We start from the raw sequence: 17782 nt of genomic DNA, 5'->3' as shown, positions 1-17782 counted from the left end.
GTGGATAGTTATGATGAAATCCTTCCTCATCAGTGATAACAGGGATACCTATGTAGCTATGAGACTAGCAGGTATAAACGGAGTTATCGTGCATGAAAGAGAAGAAATTTTAGAAGCTATGAAGCAGGCTCTAGATGATTCTAGTATAGGAATATTAATCCTTACTGAGCTTATTCTTGAAAAAGTCGAAAAGGAAGTTATGTCCCTTAAGCTTCATAGGAAATATCCTTTGATAGTTGAAATTCCAGATCGCCATGGACAAAGAAGAGATGCAAATTATATTACTAAGCACATCAACGAATCCGTAGGTATAAAAATATAGAGGTGATTAAATGGTAACCTTAGAACAAAAACTGAGTTTGTTTAAAAAACTAGTAGATGAGAAGGTTCAAAAAGAGATAGATGAGCAGATATTAAATAAAGATGATGAGATAAAAGAATTTTTGGAAAAGGAAAAGCAGGTTTTAGAGTCAAATGCAAACCGTACTAAAAAAGCTGCGATAGAAAGAATTAAAAGACAAAAATCAGAAGCGATTTCTACTATGATTCAGCAAGAGAGAAAGCTGTATCTAAAGAAGAACGAGGAAATATTAAGAGACTTGCTTGCAAAGATAGAAGACAAGATAAGAGATTTCATGCAGACAGATAAGTATAAGGAGCATATAGAAGCTACTATGCTTACTTCTCTTGAGGCTTTTTTAAGCGAGGAGCATATCTATGTTTCCATACCACCGACTAACTTTAATAAAGCAAAGGAAGCGGCAGAGTCAGCTCTTAAAAAAGCAGGGTTTGAAAATTACACAATAATTGAAGCAGAGCTTAATTATATAGGAGGCTTTGTACTAGAAAACGAAAGACAGACTATCAGGCTTAACAAAACCTTTGCAGAGGCTCTATATCTAAAAAGGGAAGACCTAGGGCAGATGCTTCACGATGCGATAAGAAGAGGTGAGACTCTATGATGGAAAAAACAGCTATTACCATTTCCGTCAATGGTCCTGTTGTAGGGGCAAAAAACATGACAGGATTTAAAGTAAGAGAGATGGTTATGGTAGGAGAAAAGAAGCTTCTAGGCGAAGTTATTTCTCTAGATGGGGACACAGGCACTATTCAGGTTTATGAAGAAACCGAGGGACTAAAATCTGGAGAAAACGTATATTCAACAGGCAATCCTCTATCTCTTACTCTTGGACCTGGTATGATAGGGAATGTATTTGATGGAATTCAGCGTCCACTTGAGGCTATAGAAAAAATATCAGGTGGGTTTATAGCAGAAGGAATAGGACTTTTATCTTTGGACAAGGAAAAGCTCTGGGATGTAACTATTCTAGTATCAGAAGATGATTACGTGGAAAGTGGAGAAATCTATGCTACAGTTCAGGAGACTTCTCTTATAGTTCATAAATTGCTAATTCCACCAGGAGTAAGCGGAAATCTGAAAGATGTGAAGCCTTCTGGTCAATATACTATAGACGAGGTAGTTGCGACTGTTTCATGCAGCGATAGGATGTATCCACTTAAGCTTCATCAGGTGTGGCCAGTAAGAGAAGCAAGACCTGTAAAGGAAAGAATGGCTATAGATAGATTATTGATTACTGGGCAAAGGGTTCTTGATATTTTCTTTCCTATAGCAAAAGGAGGAACTGCGGCTCTTCCTGGAGGTTTTGGAACAGGAAAAACTATGACTCAGCATCAGCTCGCAAAATGGTCAGATGCAGACATAATAGTCTATATAGGCTGTGGGGAGCGTGGAAATGAAATCACTGAGGTACTAGAGGATTTTCCTAAGCTGATTGACCCTCGCTCTGGAAAGCCGCTTATGGAGAGAACTATATTAATTGCAAATACCTCTAACATGCCAGTTGCGGCTAGAGAGGCGAGCATATACACAGGAATTACTATGGCTGAGTATTTTAGAGATATGGGGTACCATGTTGCCATAATGGCAGACTCTACATCTAGATGGGCTGAGGCTCTTCGTGAGATTTCAGGACGTCTTGAAGAGATGCCAGCAGAGGAAGGCTATCCAGCTTATCTTCCTTCTAGACTAGCTCAGTTTTATGAAAGAGCAGGCTTTGTAAGAAGCTTATCAGGAGTAGAAGGCTCTGTTACTATTATCGGCGCTGTATCGCCTCCTGGAGGAGATTTCTCAGAGCCTGTAACGGAAAACACAAAGCGTTTCGTAAATGCGTTTTTAGCTCTAGATAGAAAACTAGCTTATGCTAGGCACTATCCTGCTATAGGATACCTTACTAGCTATAGTGGATATAGCAAATCTCTTCGCAACTGGTACTATGAAAATGTAAGCGAGGATGTGCTGGAAATAAGAGAAAAGATGCTCTTTATCTTGCATGAGGAAGAAAAGCTTAACTCTATAGTTCAGCTAGTAGGTGAGGATGTGCTTCCTGATGACCAAAGGCTTACACTAGAGATTGCAAAGGTTATAAAAAGAGGATTTTTACAGCAAAATGCAATGCACAAGGATGATACCTTTGTGCCTATTCTCAAGCAGTATGAGATGCTAAAGGTAATCTACCATCTTCATACTAGAGCACTTGCGGCTGTAAAGGCAAACCTGCCGTTATCAGAAATCAGAAATCCAGAGATTTTTGATGAGGTTATAAAAATGAAATACACAGTGCCAAATGAGGATTTGTCGCTGATAGACGATCTTCATTATCGTATTGATTCGTATTTTGATGAATTAGCTACTAGATACGCATCGATTACGGAGGTGATATAGATGAATACAAAGGAATATTTGAAGCTAGATACTGTGGTAGGCTCGCTTATATCTCTTTCAGGAGCTGAGGATGTAGCCTACGGTGAGATTATAGATATAGTAGTAGATGGAAAGAATAAAAGAAAAGGCAAAGTGGTTATGGTAGATGAAAAAGCTATCATAGCTCAGGTATTTCAAGGCACTCAAGGAATATCTACAGAAAACACCTCGGTAAGATTTACAGGACATCCCCTAGAAATTCCGCTATCAAAAGATATTCTAGGCAGAACCTTTAATGGAATAGGGATGCCAGTGGATGACGGACCTCAGGTATATAGTAGTAAAAAGCACAATGTAAACGGTAGACCTATGAATCCGATTTCTAGACGTTACCCTAGAAACTATCTGGAAACTGGAATATCGGCCATTGATTCACTTATGACTCTTATAAGAGGACAAAAGCTTCCTATATTTTCTGGAAACGGTATGCCACACAACGAACTTGCGGCTCAGATAGCAAGGCAGGCTAGGGTAAGAGGAGAAGAAGAAAACTTTGCTATAGTATTTGCAGCTATGGGTGTAAAGCACGATGATGCAGATTATTTTAGAAAGAGCTTTGAATCTTCGGGAGTGCTAGAAAGAGTTGTAATGTATTTGAACCTGGCTGACGAGCCTGTAGTTGAGCGTATTACTACGCCTAGATGTGCACTTACTGCGGCTGAATATTTAGCCTATGAAGAGGGCATGCATATTCTAGTTATCATGACTGATATGACAAGCTACGGAGAGGCACTTCGTGAGATATCCTCTGCTAGAGAAGAGGTGCCTAGTAGAAAGGGCTATCCTGGATATCTATATAGTGACCTCGCTCAGCTTTATGAGCGTGCAGGAATGCTAGATGGAGCAAAGGGCTCTGTTACTCTTCTTCCGATACTCACTATGCCAAATGACGATATAACCCATCCGATACCTGACCTTTCTGGATATATAACAGAAGGACAGATAGTGCTATCAAGGGATTTATATCAGAAAAATATTTATCCGCCTATTAATATCTTACCTTCGCTTTCACGTCTTATGAAGGATGGTATAGGAGAAGGCATGACAAGAGCTGACCACGACGAGGTTTCATCTCAGCTGTTTTCTTCGTATTCTAGAGTGCAAGAAGTAAGGAGCCTTTCTCAGATTATAGGAGAAGAAGATCTTTCTGATATAGACCAGAAATTTATGGAATTTGGAAGGCAGTTTGAAACTAGATTCTTGACTCAAGATGTAGATGAAAGCAGAAGTATTGAGGAGACTCTAGATATAGCCTGGGAAGTGCTAAGAGTACTGCCAAAAGAAGAATTAGAGCGTATTTCACCTGAATTCATAGATAAATACTATGGGAGCTGATGTAAATGTCACAAGAATTTACTCCTACAAAAGCTAATTTATTGAAGTCTAAGGACGCCCTTGATTTTTCTAAAAAAGGTTTTTCTTTGCTGGATAAAAAAAGAACCGTACTTATTAGAGAAGTAATGGGGCTAGTTGAAAAAGCAAATGAAATTCAAAAATTAGTTGAGGAAAAGTTTGAAGAAGGTTATAGAGCTCTTCAGGTCGTAAATATGACTATAGGAATCAATAATGTGCAAGAGATTGCTCTTTCTATACCAAAGGATGAGACCTTTGAAATTTTGTACCGCAGTATCATGGGATTAGAAGTCCCTACTGTAGAGTATGAAAAAAAAGAAGATCATCCGACCTACAGCTTTTATCGTACGAACCCTGCTATGGATATAGCGGCAAAAAAATTTCTAGAAATAAAATATTTAATTTATGAATTAGCAGAGATAGAAAATGCCGTTTATAAGATAGCGATGGAGATTAAAAAAACCGGCAAAAGGGCTAATGCACTGGATAAGATACAGATTCCACGATATGAAGAAGCAGTCAAATATATCCAAGATGTACTAGAGGAAAAAGAGCGTGAAGATTTTTTTAGATTAAAAAAAGTTAAAGATAGGTTTTAAACCTTCGATTTTGTGGTAAATAATATCTAACCAGTAAAATATTTAACGTAAACTTAACGCACTTACTGGTTAGTATATGCAATTGAAGGGAGAGGCTTTTATGAGAGTTATCCTAAGCGGCAAGCAAATCGATGTTACAGAGGCAATGAGAAATTCAATTGATACAAAACTCTCAAGACTGGATAAGTATTTTAACGAAGAGGTGACAGCAAAAGTAACTGCTAGTGTATTTAGAAACCTTCACAAAATTGAGGTAACGCTACCTGTAGGAAAAACTGTTATGAGAGCAGAGGCTGTTGATACAGATTTATATAACGCGACTGATATCGTAGTTGATAAATTAGGCAGACAGATTCGTAAGCATAAGACAAAATTAATGGATAGAGGCAACGATACCATTAGATTTGAAAATATCGAAGCTTATATTCCTAGGGAAGAAGAGAAGGAAGAAGAACTTCACGGCAAGATTGTAAAGAGAAAGAGATTTGGTTTTAGACCTATGTCAGAGGAGGAAGCTATACTTCAGATGGAGCTACTTGGACATAATTTCTTTGTATTTACAAGTGCTGAAACAGATGCCATTACTGTGATTTATAAGAGAAAAGACGGTAACTACGGTATCTTGGAACCAGAGTAAAATATTAACCAAAAGGTTTATATAAAGGGTGAGCTTACTAAAAGAGGAACGAGAGTTCCTCTTTTTTAGTGAAAAAATTTAGAAAATATTACAAAATGGTAAAGATTGTGGAGACTTTGTATGATAGATTTCACAAAATTATTTTATGTGATATACTAAAATGTAGCGAATTAGACAGTGATTTTAGATTGAAATAGTATGAATATGTAATGTAAAAAAGATTAAGAAAAGAGGTATTTTACTTGGGATTTTTTGATAATTATCTAACCAAAAAAGAAATTAAGGCCTTACAAAAATCAGTAGATATCATAAACTCATTAGAAGATAGCATAGTTAAGCTTACTGATGCAGAGCTTACAGGCAAAACTCAGGAATTTATGAAAAGATATGAAAATGGTGAGACACTAGATCAGCTTCTTCCAGAGGCTTTTGCAGTTGCTAGAGAAGCATCAAAGCGTGTACTAGGTATGAGACACTACGATGTACAGCTTATGGGTGGTATGGTTCTTCATCAAGGACGTATAGCTGAGATGAGAACTGGAGAAGGTAAAACCCTAGTTGCGACTCTTCCTGTATATCTTAATGCTCTTTCAAAAGAGGGAGTACATGTAGTAACAGTAAACGACTACCTTGCAAAAAGAGATATGGAGTGGATGAGCAAGCTTTATAACTTCCTAGGGCTTACTACTGGGGTTATACTTCATGGAATCACTCCAGACCAAAGAAGAAATGCATACAATGCAGATATAACTTACGGAACAAACAACGAGTTTGGATTTGACTACCTAAGAGATAACATGGTAATTTACAAATCTCAAATGGTTCAAAGACCTCTTAATTACGCTATCGTCGATGAGGTCGACTCTATACTAGTGGATGAGGCAAGAACTCCTCTTATCATTTCTGGTCAGGGAGATAAATCTACTGCACTTTACACTATGGCAGATAGCTTTATTCGCATGCTAAGAAATGAAACAGATTATATTATAGATGAAAAAGGAAATTCAGTTGCACTTAATGAATCAGGTGTAGAAAAAGCAGAGAAATTCTTTGCAGTTGAAAATATAACAGATATAGCAAATATGGAAACCTATCACCATATCAATCAGGCTCTAAGAGCTCACACTATGATGAAAAGAGATGTTGATTACGTAGTAAAAGACGGAGAAATTATCATAGTAGATGAATTTACTGGACGTCTTATGTTTGGACGTAGATATTCAGAAGGCCTTCATCAAGCTATAGAGGCTAAAGAAGGGCTAAAGGTTCAAAGAGAATCAAAAACTCTTGCAACTATAACTTTCCAGAATTACTTCAGAATGTACAAAAAACTTTCTGGTATGACTGGTACTGCAAAAACTGAGGAAGAGGAATTTAAGTCTATTTACAGAATGGACGTTGTTCAAATTCCTACTAATAAGCCAGTTGTCCGTGATGATATGGACGATGTAGTATACAAAACTGAGGCAGCTAAATATAAGTTTGCAGTTGATGAAATAGAAGAAAGACATAAAAATGGACAACCTATACTAGTTGGTACTATTTCAATAGAAGATTCAGAGATGTTATCTGATATGCTTAAAAAACGTGGTATTCGTCACGAGGTTCTTAATGCAAAGAACCACGAAAAAGAGGCAGAAATAGTAGCACAAGCAGGTCGTTTTGAGCAGGTTACTATAGCTACAAACATGGCTGGTAGAGGTACTGACATCATCCTAGGTGGTAACCCTGAGTTTATGACAGTAAAAGAAATGAAAAGACTAGGCTATGCAGATGAAATCATCACTCAAGCTAGCGGATTTGGCTATACTGAGGATGAAGAAATAAGAGAAGCGAGAGAAAAATACCATTCAATCCTAGAAGAAAAGAAGGAAGAATTAAAGGAAGAGCAAGATAAGGTAAGACAAGCTGGAGGACTTTGTATCATAGGTACTGAGCGTCATGAGTCAAGACGTATAGATAACCAATTAAGAGGTCGTGCAGGAAGACAAGGAGACCCTGGTACATCTAGATTCTTCATATCTCTAGAAGATGAGCTGATGAGACTATTTGGCAGTGATAGACTCATGGCTATGGTAGAAAAAATAGGTATGGACGACGATATGCCTATCGAGCATAAGATGCTGTCTAAATCTATAGAGGGAGCTCAGAAAAAAGTAGAGGGCAAGAACTTCTCTATACGTAAGCACGTACTTCAGTATGACGATGTTATGAACAAGCAAAGAGAAATCATCTACAAGGAAAGAAGAAATGTACTTGAAGGTGAAGATGTTCATTCGGAAATCTTAGACATGATAGATAAAACTATCGACAAGGTGTTAAGCTATTACATTCCAGAAGGTTCGTATCCAGAATCATGGGATTTAAAAGCACTAGAAGAAAGATTTGTAAACATCTTCCATCCAGACAAAAAAGTCGAAGTAGGCAATGTTGAAGATTTAACTAAAGATGGCTTAAAGGAAATAATTAAAAATGAAGCGCTTAGACTATATGATGAAAAAGAAAAATTAGTAGGCGAAGAGCGTATGCGTGAGCTTGAGCGTATTATTCTGCTTCAGGTAGTAGATTCTAAGTGGATGGATCATATAGATGCTATGGATCAGCTAAGACAAGGTATAGGGCTAAGAGCGATAGGACAGGAAGACCCAGTAAGAGCTTACCAAATTGAAGGCTTTGATATGTTTGATGAAATGATTCAGTCTATCCAGGAAGAGACATTAAACTATATCTACGGCTTCCAAGTGAGAATCGAGGCTCAGACTATAGAGCGTAAGCAAATGGTAGATATGGATAAGCTTGAGCAAAAAGGTGGCTCTGAGACTGAAGAAGAAGGGCCAAAGCAAATTAAAACAGACAAGGTAGTGGGCAGAAATGATTTATGTCCATGTGGAAGTGGCAAAAAATACAAAAAATGCTGCGGAAAGGATAGGGTTTAGTTGCTAAATATCCAGGAACATAGAGAACGTCTGGACAATATGTCCAAATCTATTGAAGAATTGAGGGTTTCTCTTTGACATACCAGGATTAGCCCTTCACAAGCAGGAAATAGATAAAGAAATGAGCGAGCCAGAGTTTTGGAACGAGGTAGAAAAAGCTCAGCAGACCATGCAAAAAAATAAAGTGATAGAAGATAAACTAGAGCAGTTTGCTTCTTTGGAGTCAGAGCTAGAGGATGCTTTTGTCCTCTTTGAGCTGGCTGATGAGGATGCAAGCTTAGAAAAAGAACTTCACAGCGCCCTTAACTCTCTAGAAGAAAAAATAGATGAGCTTAAGATAGCAACCCTGCTCAGTGGGCAGTATGATATGAACAATGCAATAGTATCCATACATGCAGGTTCTGGAGGGCTTGATGCTCAGGACTGGACTAAAATGCTACTTAGAATGTACGACAGATTTGCTCAGAGTATGGGATTTAGAGTAATTGAGCTAGATATGATAGCAGATCCAGAGGCAGGAATAAAAAGCGTTACTCTAAAAATCGAAGGTGCTAATGCCTATGGTTATCTGAAAAGTGAAAAGGGAGTTCATAGGATTGTGAGAATTTCTCCTTTTGACACCTCTGGCAAGCGTCACACCTCTTTTGCATCTGTGGACGTAATTCCAGAGCTAGATGACAGCATAGAAATTGATATTAATCCAGCTGATTTGAAAATAGATACGTATAGAGCGTCTGGAGCTGGTGGTCAGCATGTCAACAAAACAGAATCTGCTATACGTATCACCCACCTTCCTACAGGAATAGTGGTGCAATGCCAGAACCAGCGCTCTCAGCATTCAAACAAAGAAACAGCAATGAAAATGCTCATGGCAAAGCTCATAGAGTTAAAGGAGCTAGAGCATAAGGATAAAATAGAGGACCTTCAAGGTGAATATTCACAGATAAGCTGGGGTTCTCAGATTAGATCCTATGTATTTCAGCCCTATACTATGGTAAAGGATCATAGAACCAATACTGAGATAGGACACGTACAATCAGTAATGGATGGAAATATAATGCCTTTTATCAATGCTTATCTTAAAGAAAACCAAGTTAAGCCTAGCTAAAGACAGATGAATTGTAACATATGAGGAGGAAAATGCATGGGTACTAGAGTTATCGCTGACAGTACCAGCTATATGGGAAAGCAGCTCCTTGAAAAATACAACATTAATCAGGTGTCTCTAAGTGTTGATTTTGGAGATGAAAGCTATAGAGAAACCGAAATTTCAAATGAGGACTTTTACAATCTCATGGATAAAAAAGGGATACCTAAATCCTCTCAGCCACCTATAGGAGAGCTAGTAAAGGCTTTCTATGATATAGTTTCTAGTGGAGATAGTGCAGTTGGAGTTTTTCTTTCATCGGATATGAGTGGAACCTACCAAAGTGCACTTATGGCAAAAAACATGGTATTAGAAAAGCTTCCTGATGCAGAAATAGAGGTAGTAGATTCTAAATCAAACTGTATGCAGCTGGGATTTGCAGTGCTTGCTGCGGCAAAGGCAGCTATAGAGGGGCTTTCTTTAGATAAAATAGTAGAAAAAGCCAAAGACAATATAGACAGAAGCAGATTTTTATTCATACCTGATAATCTGGTGTATTTAGAAAAAGGTGGAAGGATAGGAAGAGCTGGAGCTATACTTGGCAACCTTCTTAAAATCATTCCAATCTTAACCGTAGAAGATGGAATAACTAGCATATACAAAAAAGTGAGGACAAAGCAAAAAGCTGTAACTCAGATGATTGAAAAAATCCTTGAGGATGCCAAAGACTTTGGAGGGCTTGAGGAACTAGTGGTTCATCATATAAACTGCATAGATGAAGCAAAGCTAGTAGCAGAAAAGTTAAAAGAAATTCTTCCTATTAAAACCATAGCTATTCACGATATAGGCCCAGTTATAGGGCTTCATGTAGGCCCAGGAGCTATAGGGATAGCCTATTATACAAAAGAAAAAATGAGATAAAATAAAAAGCCATTTATATTGAGGAGCGTCCTCTTATAGATGGCTTGAATTATATAATTCTATAAATAGATATGAAGTTAATAATATGGTTTAGAATGGTTACATCATAATATCTAATAGCATTCCTCTGATATCGTCGATTTTTTTTAGGACTCCCATATGGTCTATCTGACCATTAATAAATTCTCTAGTTAGAGTATCGAGCTCTCTATCTACAGTTTTTACTATAGAGTAATTTCTATGACGACCTCTTCTATCTAAAAAATTCTGATTTTGGAATTGATGAGAATTTTGGGTTGCAACATTTAGAAACTCTTTTACGAGCTTTTTATATTCCAAAATATCCTTTAAATACATCTTTTCACCAATCTTATCAGCTTGCTCAGTAATTTTTCCAAATATATTTTCAAGCTCTTCTTTTACATTTTCAGATTTTATCTTCTCGAATTTTTCCAAAAAATCAGACCTAGAAGCCTCTTTGATGGCTGACTTACCTTCTAATTTTATATTAGTAGCTAGGGGAAGCTGTTGTATACCCTTAATTCCTACTCCGTTAGCTCCTTGCATGGTATCCTCCTAGTTTTAAAAATACTTTACATACATATTCGTAAATATTTATCGGCACTTTAAAGAATATTCTTTAATCCATTTATAATCAATAGTCCAATATGCCTAGCATAGGACAAAGGTTGATATCAAGAGATTTGAAAGAGTTTCCGATAAAGATAGTGTGGATTTATTCAAAACAAAAGAAGGTGATAGTTAGTGATTCAAGGATACTCGTCAACGGGCAATATCTCATCAAAAAATATAAGTGAAGCATATATGAGCTTGCCATCTAACAGGGTCATTGAGGGCCAAGTAATTTCCAAGGATGGAAAGAATTTAAGAATAGAAGATAAAAATGGAACAGTAATGGATTTAGTTCTTAAGAAAGAAGTAGAAATTTCTAAAGGACAGTTACTGGAAATTAAAAGAAGAGATATAGAATCTCTAAAAGTAGTAAGCGAGGATAAAATTACAGAAGAAAAAGAAGAAGAAGTGACTGACGAAGCTAAGCTAAAGGATTTGGGACTAAAAACAACTGACGAAAATAAAGATGCAATAAAAAACTTAAAAAGATTTGAAATCCCTATAACCAAAGAAAATATTGAAAGATATGTGGCCGTGAAAAAAACTATGGAAAATCTTAGAGCAAATCTTACTCTAGATGCTATAGCAAAGCTTCAGGGCGCAGGATACGACCTAGATAATATGTCTGTATGGGAAATAGAATCAGCTATGAATGATATATCTAAAAATGATATTACATCATTAGAAACTGAAGTTTTCAAGGCATATATGTCGAAAGATATGTCTTATGATGAAGCGAGAAAACTAGCTAAAGAGATTTATGGTGTAGATATGGGCAAGGATGTTCTAGATTCAATTAGAGCATTGTCAAAAATGGGCATTGAGATAAATAAATCGAATATTGATAATATACACGATGTATTTTCAAAGCTTCACAATATTAAAGATATTGACAATAAGACTTTGATTGATGCGATTAAATTAAATGAAGATGTGAGTATAGATGTGCTTTACAAGCTTAAAAACTATATTCAAAGCTCATCAATTGCATCAGCCTCGTCAAATAGCGTGGCTTACGGTGCATCTTCAGTGAGACCTCTAAGCGAAAATGATTTAAGTAATATGGAAAATGAAATAAAGAGATTTATAAAGGATATAGGGCTTAGTGAAGCTGATATTGATATTTCTAAGGATTTGCTTAGAAATAATCAAGGTATAACTAAAGAAGCAGTAGAGAGTATAAAAGAATTACGTGAGATTCTATCAGAGCTTCAAAAACTCATGGATAAGGATACGGCTGCTTACCTTATAAAGCAGGGATTAGATTTAGGCTCCAAGGATTTAAAAAGCTTGCTAGATATGGTGAAAGAATTTCAGCAAGAACTAGAGCTGATAAGCTTAAACCAGTTTACTCAAGAAGAAATATTAAAAGCCAATAAGCTGATTCAAGCTGTAAATAGTATTTCAAAGGATAAAATAGTAGACGAAAACGTAAAGCTAGTGAATTTAATTTCTGACAAGAAAAACAGCGATGGATATGAATTTTTATTTAGTCAAGCTAGAGAGCTAAAAGTGCTGTCTCATGCAGATACAGTAGTGCTAAGAGCAGCGGCTATAATTCAAAGTGTAGAATCTCTAGATACTGCGCAGATTAGTTCATATACCTCAAATATTAGTCTACTTGATATAGGAAGAGGAGCGAATATAGTACCAAGAGCCTTTAACTATCAAGTAAGCTTGACTTCTATGGAGTTTGAAGTAAGTACAGATACAGCAAATATTAATTCATTAACTTCAGGAGATAGCAATAAAACTGAAGCATATAAGCATTACCAGTATCTAAGAGTCAATATAAGAGCAGTTCATATTTATTCTATGGTAAACGAAGGGATTGACCCTCTAAGAAGCGATATAAGAAATATGAGTGCTTATGTCGAGCAGTACGAGTATAGAAGTAGTCAATATAGCCTTTCTACTATGAGCAGTTTTGATAGTTCTAAGCTAAGTGCAGATATAGTAAAAAACCCTAGCATAAATAGTATGCGCTCAGTAATGAGCATGGCAGATAATTTAAAACCAAAATCAATGGTTACCCAGCTAGTAGATAAAATTATTGAAGAAGCTGAAAGAAAAGATTTAGGAGATTTGACCAAGGTCATGAAGACAGTAGTTAAAACTCTTGAAAACAATAACAATCTTACGAAAGAAACTACTAAAGAGAATATGACTATGTTTTATCAGCACATGAAAGAAGCTGAAGAAATAGTTAAAACTCTAAAAAAAGAAGATAAAGAGGTTTTTGAAAAATATTTAAGACAGATGAGTGAACACATAAAAGAAAGCAGCAAAGCCTCAAAAGGAGAATCCATGCTACAGATTCCATTTTATATGAATCAAGAAGGTTCTCAGGCCAATGTTTTTGTAAAAACACCTAAGCAAAAAGATAAAATTGACCCAGAGGATATGAGCATACTCATGGATTTAAGCACTAAAGGACTTGGAGATCTCGGATTTTATTTGAAAGTGGAGCATAAAAGCGTAGCTGTAAAGATTTCAGCAGGAGAAAATGTACTTTCATCAATAAAAAATGAAATGACTTCGCTGGAAAATCTTCTGCAAAATATAGGTTATGAGCTCAAGAAAGTTGAACTTTCAGGTGATGAGGATACAGCAAAAATATCATTTGTAGAAGAAACTGCTAAGCAGCTTCCTTCAGGACTGGATTTGAAGGTGTAGCTATGAAAGCAAATAAAGAGAAACTAAAAAAAGCTGTAAGCGTAACTTATGAGGATGAGCTACGAGCACCCATAGTATCAGCAAAAGGTCAAGGCTATGTAGCAGAGAAAATAATAGAAAAAGCTCAGGAAAGCGGAGTGGCAACGTATTTTGATGAAGAACTCCTCGAATCCTTGATGGCAGTAGCTATAGGGGATGAAATACCTGTAGAGCTTTACGAAATAGTTGCAAAGGTACTCGCTTTCATAGAAAAAATAGACAATTTAAACCATATGAACGTTAAGAAATAGACTATAAATGTCGATAGATAAACCAGTGATTAAAACTTAGGAGGAAAATTAAAATGAGAATAAATACAAATATAGCAGCACTTAACTCACATAGAATGTTAGAGAGAAGCAGTATGGCTTCTGCTAGAAACCTTGAAAAGCTTTCTTCAGGAACGAAGATTAACAGAGCTTCTGATGATGCGGCTGGACTTGCTATATCTGAAAAAATGAATGCTCAGATTAGAGGCCTTAAAATGGCATCTAGAAACTCTTTAGATGGAATTTCTTTAATTCAAACAGCTGAAGGCGCTCTTAATGAGGTACATGCTATGCTTCAAAGAATGAGAGAATTAGCAGTACAGGCTGCAAATGATACAAACCAAAATGTAGACAGAGATGCTATTGCAGATGAAATAGATCAGCTTATTCAGGAAATTGATAGAATTGGAAATAATACTGAGTTTAACGGTATTAATTTATTTAATGGAAATCTAAGCATCACATCAACGGCTGTGCCATTTACAGGAATGCAAGTATTAATTCAAAATGGAGCGAATGCCAATCAGATGGTAGCTATAGATTTGTATAAAATGAATGCTGAAGAACTAAATTTAAGAACTTCTGCAGCTACAGTGCTTATACAAGTTGATTCAAATACTACAGCTAATAATGCTATTATTACGCTAGAGGCCGCAATTTCAAAAATATCTGATCAGCGTTCTAAGCTTGGAGCATACCAAAACAGATTAGAAAAAACTATTGCAAACCTTGATAACACTGCTGAGAACTTGACTGGAGCTCGTTCTAGAATTCTCGATACTGATATGGCACTTGAAATGTCCGAGTTTACTAAGTTCAATATACTTCAGCAAGCGGGAACGGCTATGCTTTCTCAAGCGAATCAGCAGCCACAGATGATGTTAAAGCTTCTTAATGCTTAATGAATTAATTTAAGATATATTAAAATGTGATAGTAAACTGGAGGTAAGTTTTAATGTCATATAAAGATGAACTGGCGGTAAAAATAGCTACCTATTCAGGCGAACAAATGGTTGCTTTGGCATATGAAGCACTTATTGAAAATCTTCAGGATGCAAAAGAAGCTATAAATTTAAAAGAAAAAGACATATTGAATGAAAAAGTAGACCATAACAGAGAGATTCTAGCTCATCTTACGGCAACGCTTGGAATAGAGGAAGATGAGGTGTCTCTTACTACAAAGCAGCTTTATCTTTATATCAACAAGTTGATGACAGACGGAGTTATGAGGTATAATATAGCTGCGATTGATGAAGCTATAAAGATAATTATTCCTCTTAGAGATGGCTGGAGAGAGCTATCTCTAAAGCTAATGGAATTAGAATCACAAAAAGTGCAAAGTAACCAATCTAAATCTGAAAAAGCCTCTGTATATACGGGTATGACTTATGGAAAGAGCGATGTTTCTGTCTATTCAGATTCTAAGGATTGGGAAAAGGGCTAAAAAATTTAAGAGCAAATCTAGCATCTGTCGCAAAAGGAGCCAGTTATGGATATAGTTAAAATATTGCAGCAAGAGTTTAATCTTAAGCCTTTTCAGGTAGAAAACACACTTGCTCTTATAGACGAAGGAAAGACGATTCCTTTTATAGCCAGATATAGGAAAGAACAAACAGGTGAAATGACTGATACTGTTCTTAGACAATTTGATGAGAGACTTAAATATCTAAAGAATCTCACCGAGCGTAAAGAGCAGGTAGAAAGACTAATCGAAGAGCAAGGGAAACTAACTGAAGAGCTACAAAAATCTCTAGAGTTAGCAACTACTCTTCAAGAAGTCGAAGATATTTATGCACCATTTAAGCAGAAAAAGAGAACTAGAGCCACTGTTGCTAGGGAAAAAGGTCTTGAGCCTCTTAGTGAAATTTTGATTCTAGGACAAAAGGATGTATATAAAGAAGCAGAAAGTTTCCTAGATGAAGAAAAAGGTGTAGCTAGTATAGATGATGCAATAGCAGGAGCTATGGATATAGTTGCTGAGACTATTGCTGACGATTTTGAGCTAAAAAAGAAGCTTAGAGCTATAGTATTTAAGGAAGCGGTACTTGAAGCATCTGCTAAAAAAGGAAGTGAAGAAAAAGAAGACTTCCTAGTATACAAAATGTATCATGAATACTCTGAGCTATGCAGTAAGATGCCAGCCCACAGAGTACTTGCAGTGAACCGTGGTGAAAAAGAAGATATCTTAAAAGTTAAGTTAAACTATCCTCTAGAAAAGATAACTGAGGTATCAGAAAGAGCTTACATAAAATCTGATATCCATAAAGCTGTCATGGCAGATACTATAAAGGATAGCTTAAATAGATTGATGCTTCCCTCTCTAGAAAGAGAGCTAAGAACTAGCATAACAGAGATGGCAGAAGAGAGAGCTATTGCTGTTTTTGGCGAGAATCTTAGAAACCTTCTTATGCAGTCTCCACTTTATGGAAAAACTGTACTTGGCTGGGATCCGGCTTACCGTACTGGCTGTAAGATAGCTGTAGTTGATGAGACAGGGAAGGTTCTAGATACCACAACAGTGTATCCTACAGTGCCACAAAATAAAGTAGCGGAAACTAAGAAAGAAATACTTAAGTTAATTGATAAACACAATATAGATATAATTGCGATAGGTAATGGAACAGCATCTAGGGAATCTGAAGCTATAGTTGCTGATATAGTAAAAGAAAGCTCAAGAAAAGTAAGCTTTATAATAGTAAGTGAAGCTGGAGCATCAGTTTACTCAGCATCTGCACTAGGAGAGGAAGAGCTTCCAGAGCTTAACGTATCAATTCGTGGAGCTGTATCTATAGCAAGAAGATTGCAAGACCCTCTATCAGAGCTAGTAAAAATAGACCCAGAGCATATAGGCGTAGGCCAGTATCAGCACGATGTAAATCAAAAGAGACTTTCAGAAGTGCTTACTGGAATAGTAGAGGACAGTGTAAACCGTGTAGGCGTAGATTTGAACACAGCATCTTATGCTATTCTTTCATATGTAGCTGGTATAAATAAAACGATAGCTAAAAATATCATAAAATACAGGGATGAAAATGGAAAGTTTTCTACTAGAAAGCAATTGCTTAAGGTTGCAAGATTAGGCCCTGCTGCATACGAGCAGTGTGCAGGCTTTTTAAGAGTAAAGGAATCTGGCGAGGTTCTAGATAGAACTGGAGTGCATCCAGAATCTTACAAGGCGGCTTATGCCTTACTTGAAAAGATGGGCATATCTAAAGAGGATGCTCAGTATCCAGAAAAAACTGAGTTTACTTCAAAAGTAGAAGAGCTAAGCCTAAGAGATATAGCGCAGGAGCTGGAAATAGGACTTCCTACACTTAGAGATATAGTAAAAGAGCTTTCTAAGCCTGGGCGTGATATCAGAGATGAGGGAGCAATGGCGCCTATACTTAGATCTGATATTTTAAAGCTAGAGGATTTAGAAATAGGAATGATACTTCAAGGTACAGTTCGTAATGTAGTAGATTTTGGAGCCTTTGTGGATATCGGTATCAAAAACGATGGTCTAGTTCACATATCCCAGCTATCTGACAAATATGTGAAAAATCCTATGGAGGTTGTGTCTGTAGGAGATGTAGTTGAGGTCAGAGTAATTGATATAGATAGACAAAGAGGCAAGGTATCACTTTCCATGAAAAAAGCTTAATAAGATTAAGTTTGACTAATGATTATCATTGACAATTATAGAGCAAATAGGTATACTATAAATATACAACTTAATATTTCTTCAGGGCAGGGTGAAATTCCCGACCGGCGGTAAAGTCCGCGAGCTGCATAGGCAGTTGACTTGGTGAGATTCCAAGACCGACAGTAAAGTCTGGATGGGAGAAGATAAGCTATTTATTACGCTATT

General features: G+C 36.6%; 15 protein-coding genes and 1 riboswitch. Of the genes, 14 read left to right on the top strand and 1 reads right to left on the bottom strand.

The features are described 5' to 3' along the window. Positions 1–10: 10 nt before the first annotated feature. The 9 genes from CLOST_RS11645 (at position 11) to CLOST_RS11605 (ending at position 10315) form a co-directional block, all read left to right on the top strand. The gene (locus CLOST_RS11645) at positions 11–322 is read left to right on the top strand and encodes a V-type ATP synthase subunit F (RefSeq protein WP_013362526.1); all 312 of its coding nucleotides are present in this window, start codon (positions 11–13) and stop codon (positions 320–322) included. Positions 323–332: 10 nt separating this feature from the next. Further along, complete coding sequence (locus CLOST_RS11640) at positions 333–962, top strand: V-type ATP synthase subunit E (RefSeq protein WP_013362525.1); 630 nt, start codon at positions 333–335, stop codon at positions 960–962. Further along, positions 962–2743, top strand: coding sequence for a V-type ATP synthase subunit A (locus CLOST_RS13945; protein WP_157858348.1), 1782 nt, complete (start codon positions 962–964; stop codon positions 2741–2743). The genes CLOST_RS11640 and CLOST_RS13945 overlap by 1 nt, the downstream gene beginning before the upstream one ends. Then, on the top strand, positions 2744–4117 hold the full coding sequence (locus CLOST_RS13940; RefSeq protein ID WP_013362523.1) for a V-type ATP synthase subunit B: 1374 nt from the start codon (positions 2744–2746) through the stop codon (positions 4115–4117). 5 nt (positions 4118–4122) lie between these two features. Continuing rightward, a complete protein-coding gene (locus CLOST_RS11625; protein WP_013362522.1) occupies positions 4123–4734 on the top strand; it encodes a V-type ATP synthase subunit D in 612 nt (203 codons plus the stop codon). A 100-nt stretch (positions 4735–4834) separates the two neighbouring features. Next, on the top strand, positions 4835–5371 hold the full coding sequence (gene hpf, locus CLOST_RS11620) for a ribosome hibernation-promoting factor, HPF/YfiA family (protein WP_013362521.1): 537 nt from the start codon (positions 4835–4837) through the stop codon (positions 5369–5371). 242 nt (positions 5372–5613) lie between these two features. Then, entirely contained in the window at positions 5614–8307 is a 2694-nt protein-coding gene (gene secA / locus CLOST_RS11615; RefSeq protein WP_013362520.1) for a preprotein translocase subunit SecA, read from the top strand. After that, a protein-coding gene (prfB, locus tag CLOST_RS11610) for a peptide chain release factor 2 (RefSeq protein ID WP_417203909.1) occupies positions 8308–9415 on the top strand; the annotation gives its coding sequence in 2 pieces (ribosomal slippage) (positions 8308–8382 and positions 8384–9415; 1107 coding nt in all). Positions 9416–9451: 36 nt separating this feature from the next. Next, positions 9452–10315, top strand: a complete 864-nt coding sequence (locus tag CLOST_RS11605) for a DegV family protein (protein WP_013362518.1) — start codon at positions 9452–9454, stop codon at positions 10313–10315. A gap of 99 nt (positions 10316–10414) precedes the next feature. On the opposite strand, the gene CLOST_RS11600 is transcribed toward CLOST_RS11605, so the two are convergent. Then, positions 10415–10882, bottom strand: a complete 468-nt coding sequence (locus CLOST_RS11600; protein ID WP_013362517.1) for a YaaR family protein — start codon at positions 10880–10882, stop codon at positions 10415–10417. A gap of 198 nt (positions 10883–11080) precedes the next feature. Here CLOST_RS11600 and CLOST_RS11595 point away from each other — a divergent pair, with 198 nt between their 5' ends. Genes CLOST_RS11595 through CLOST_RS11575 form a run of 5 tightly spaced genes read left to right on the top strand, consistent with a single transcriptional unit; the run spans position 11081 to position 17575 of the window. After that, positions 11081–13624 (top strand): DUF6240 domain-containing protein, encoded by a 2544-nt coding sequence (locus CLOST_RS11595; RefSeq protein ID WP_013362516.1) that lies wholly within the window; start codon positions 11081–11083, stop codon positions 13622–13624. A gap of 2 nt (positions 13625–13626) precedes the next feature. Then, positions 13627–13914 carry an EscU/YscU/HrcU family type III secretion system export apparatus switch protein gene (locus CLOST_RS11590; protein ID WP_013362515.1) on the top strand — a complete coding sequence of 96 codons (288 nt, stop codon included), beginning with the start codon at positions 13627–13629 and terminating at the stop codon, positions 13912–13914. 53 nt (positions 13915–13967) lie between these two features. Continuing rightward, the gene (locus tag CLOST_RS11585; protein WP_013362514.1) at positions 13968–14834 is read left to right on the top strand and encodes a flagellin N-terminal helical domain-containing protein; all 867 of its coding nucleotides are present in this window, start codon (positions 13968–13970) and stop codon (positions 14832–14834) included. Positions 14835–14887: 53 nt separating this feature from the next. Beyond that, positions 14888–15376, top strand: coding sequence for a flagellar export chaperone FliS (locus CLOST_RS11580; protein ID WP_013362513.1), 489 nt, complete (start codon positions 14888–14890; stop codon positions 15374–15376). Positions 15377–15421: 45 nt separating this feature from the next. Continuing rightward, complete coding sequence (locus CLOST_RS11575) at positions 15422–17575, top strand: Tex family protein (RefSeq protein WP_013362512.1); 2154 nt, start codon at positions 15422–15424, stop codon at positions 17573–17575. 73 nt (positions 17576–17648) lie between these two features. Continuing rightward, positions 17649–17766, top strand: a riboswitch (FMN riboswitch). The last annotated feature ends 16 nt before the right edge of the window (positions 17767–17782 follow it).

This window comes from Acetoanaerobium sticklandii (assembly GCF_000196455.1).
In the GTDB taxonomy this organism is placed as follows: Bacteria; Bacillota; Clostridia; order Peptostreptococcales; family Filifactoraceae; genus Acetoanaerobium; species Acetoanaerobium sticklandii.
Note: the sequence above shows the minus strand (reverse complement) of the source record. Positions and strands in the feature narration are given on the sequence as shown.

Bases quoted from the DNA above. Each gene is read 5' to 3' on its own strand.
- CLOST_RS11645 (WP_013362526.1), top strand. From the start codon at position 11: ATGATGAAATCCTTCCTCATCAGTGATAACAGGGATACCTATGTAGCT.
- CLOST_RS11640 (WP_013362525.1), top strand. From the start codon at position 333: ATGGTAACCTTAGAACAAAAACTGAGTTTGTTTAAAAAACTAGTAGAT.
- CLOST_RS13945 (WP_157858348.1), top strand. From the start codon at position 962: ATGGAAAAAACAGCTATTACCATTTCCGTCAATGGTCCTGTTGTAGGG.
- CLOST_RS13940 (WP_013362523.1), top strand. From the start codon at position 2,744: ATGAATACAAAGGAATATTTGAAGCTAGATACTGTGGTAGGCTCGCTT.
- CLOST_RS11625 (WP_013362522.1), top strand. From the start codon at position 4,123: ATGTCACAAGAATTTACTCCTACAAAAGCTAATTTATTGAAGTCTAAG.
- hpf (WP_013362521.1), top strand. From the start codon at position 4,835: ATGAGAGTTATCCTAAGCGGCAAGCAAATCGATGTTACAGAGGCAATG.
- CLOST_RS11605 (WP_013362518.1), top strand. From the start codon at position 9,452: ATGGGTACTAGAGTTATCGCTGACAGTACCAGCTATATGGGAAAGCAG.
- CLOST_RS11600 (WP_013362517.1), bottom strand. From the start codon at position 10,882: ATGCAAGGAGCTAACGGAGTAGGAATTAAGGGTATACAACAGCTTCCC.
- CLOST_RS11590 (WP_013362515.1), top strand. From the start codon at position 13,627: ATGAAAGCAAATAAAGAGAAACTAAAAAAAGCTGTAAGCGTAACTTAT.
- CLOST_RS11585 (WP_013362514.1), top strand. From the start codon at position 13,968: ATGAGAATAAATACAAATATAGCAGCACTTAACTCACATAGAATGTTA.
- CLOST_RS11580 (WP_013362513.1), top strand. From the start codon at position 14,888: ATGTCATATAAAGATGAACTGGCGGTAAAAATAGCTACCTATTCAGGC.
- CLOST_RS11575 (WP_013362512.1), top strand. From the start codon at position 15,422: ATGGATATAGTTAAAATATTGCAGCAAGAGTTTAATCTTAAGCCTTTT.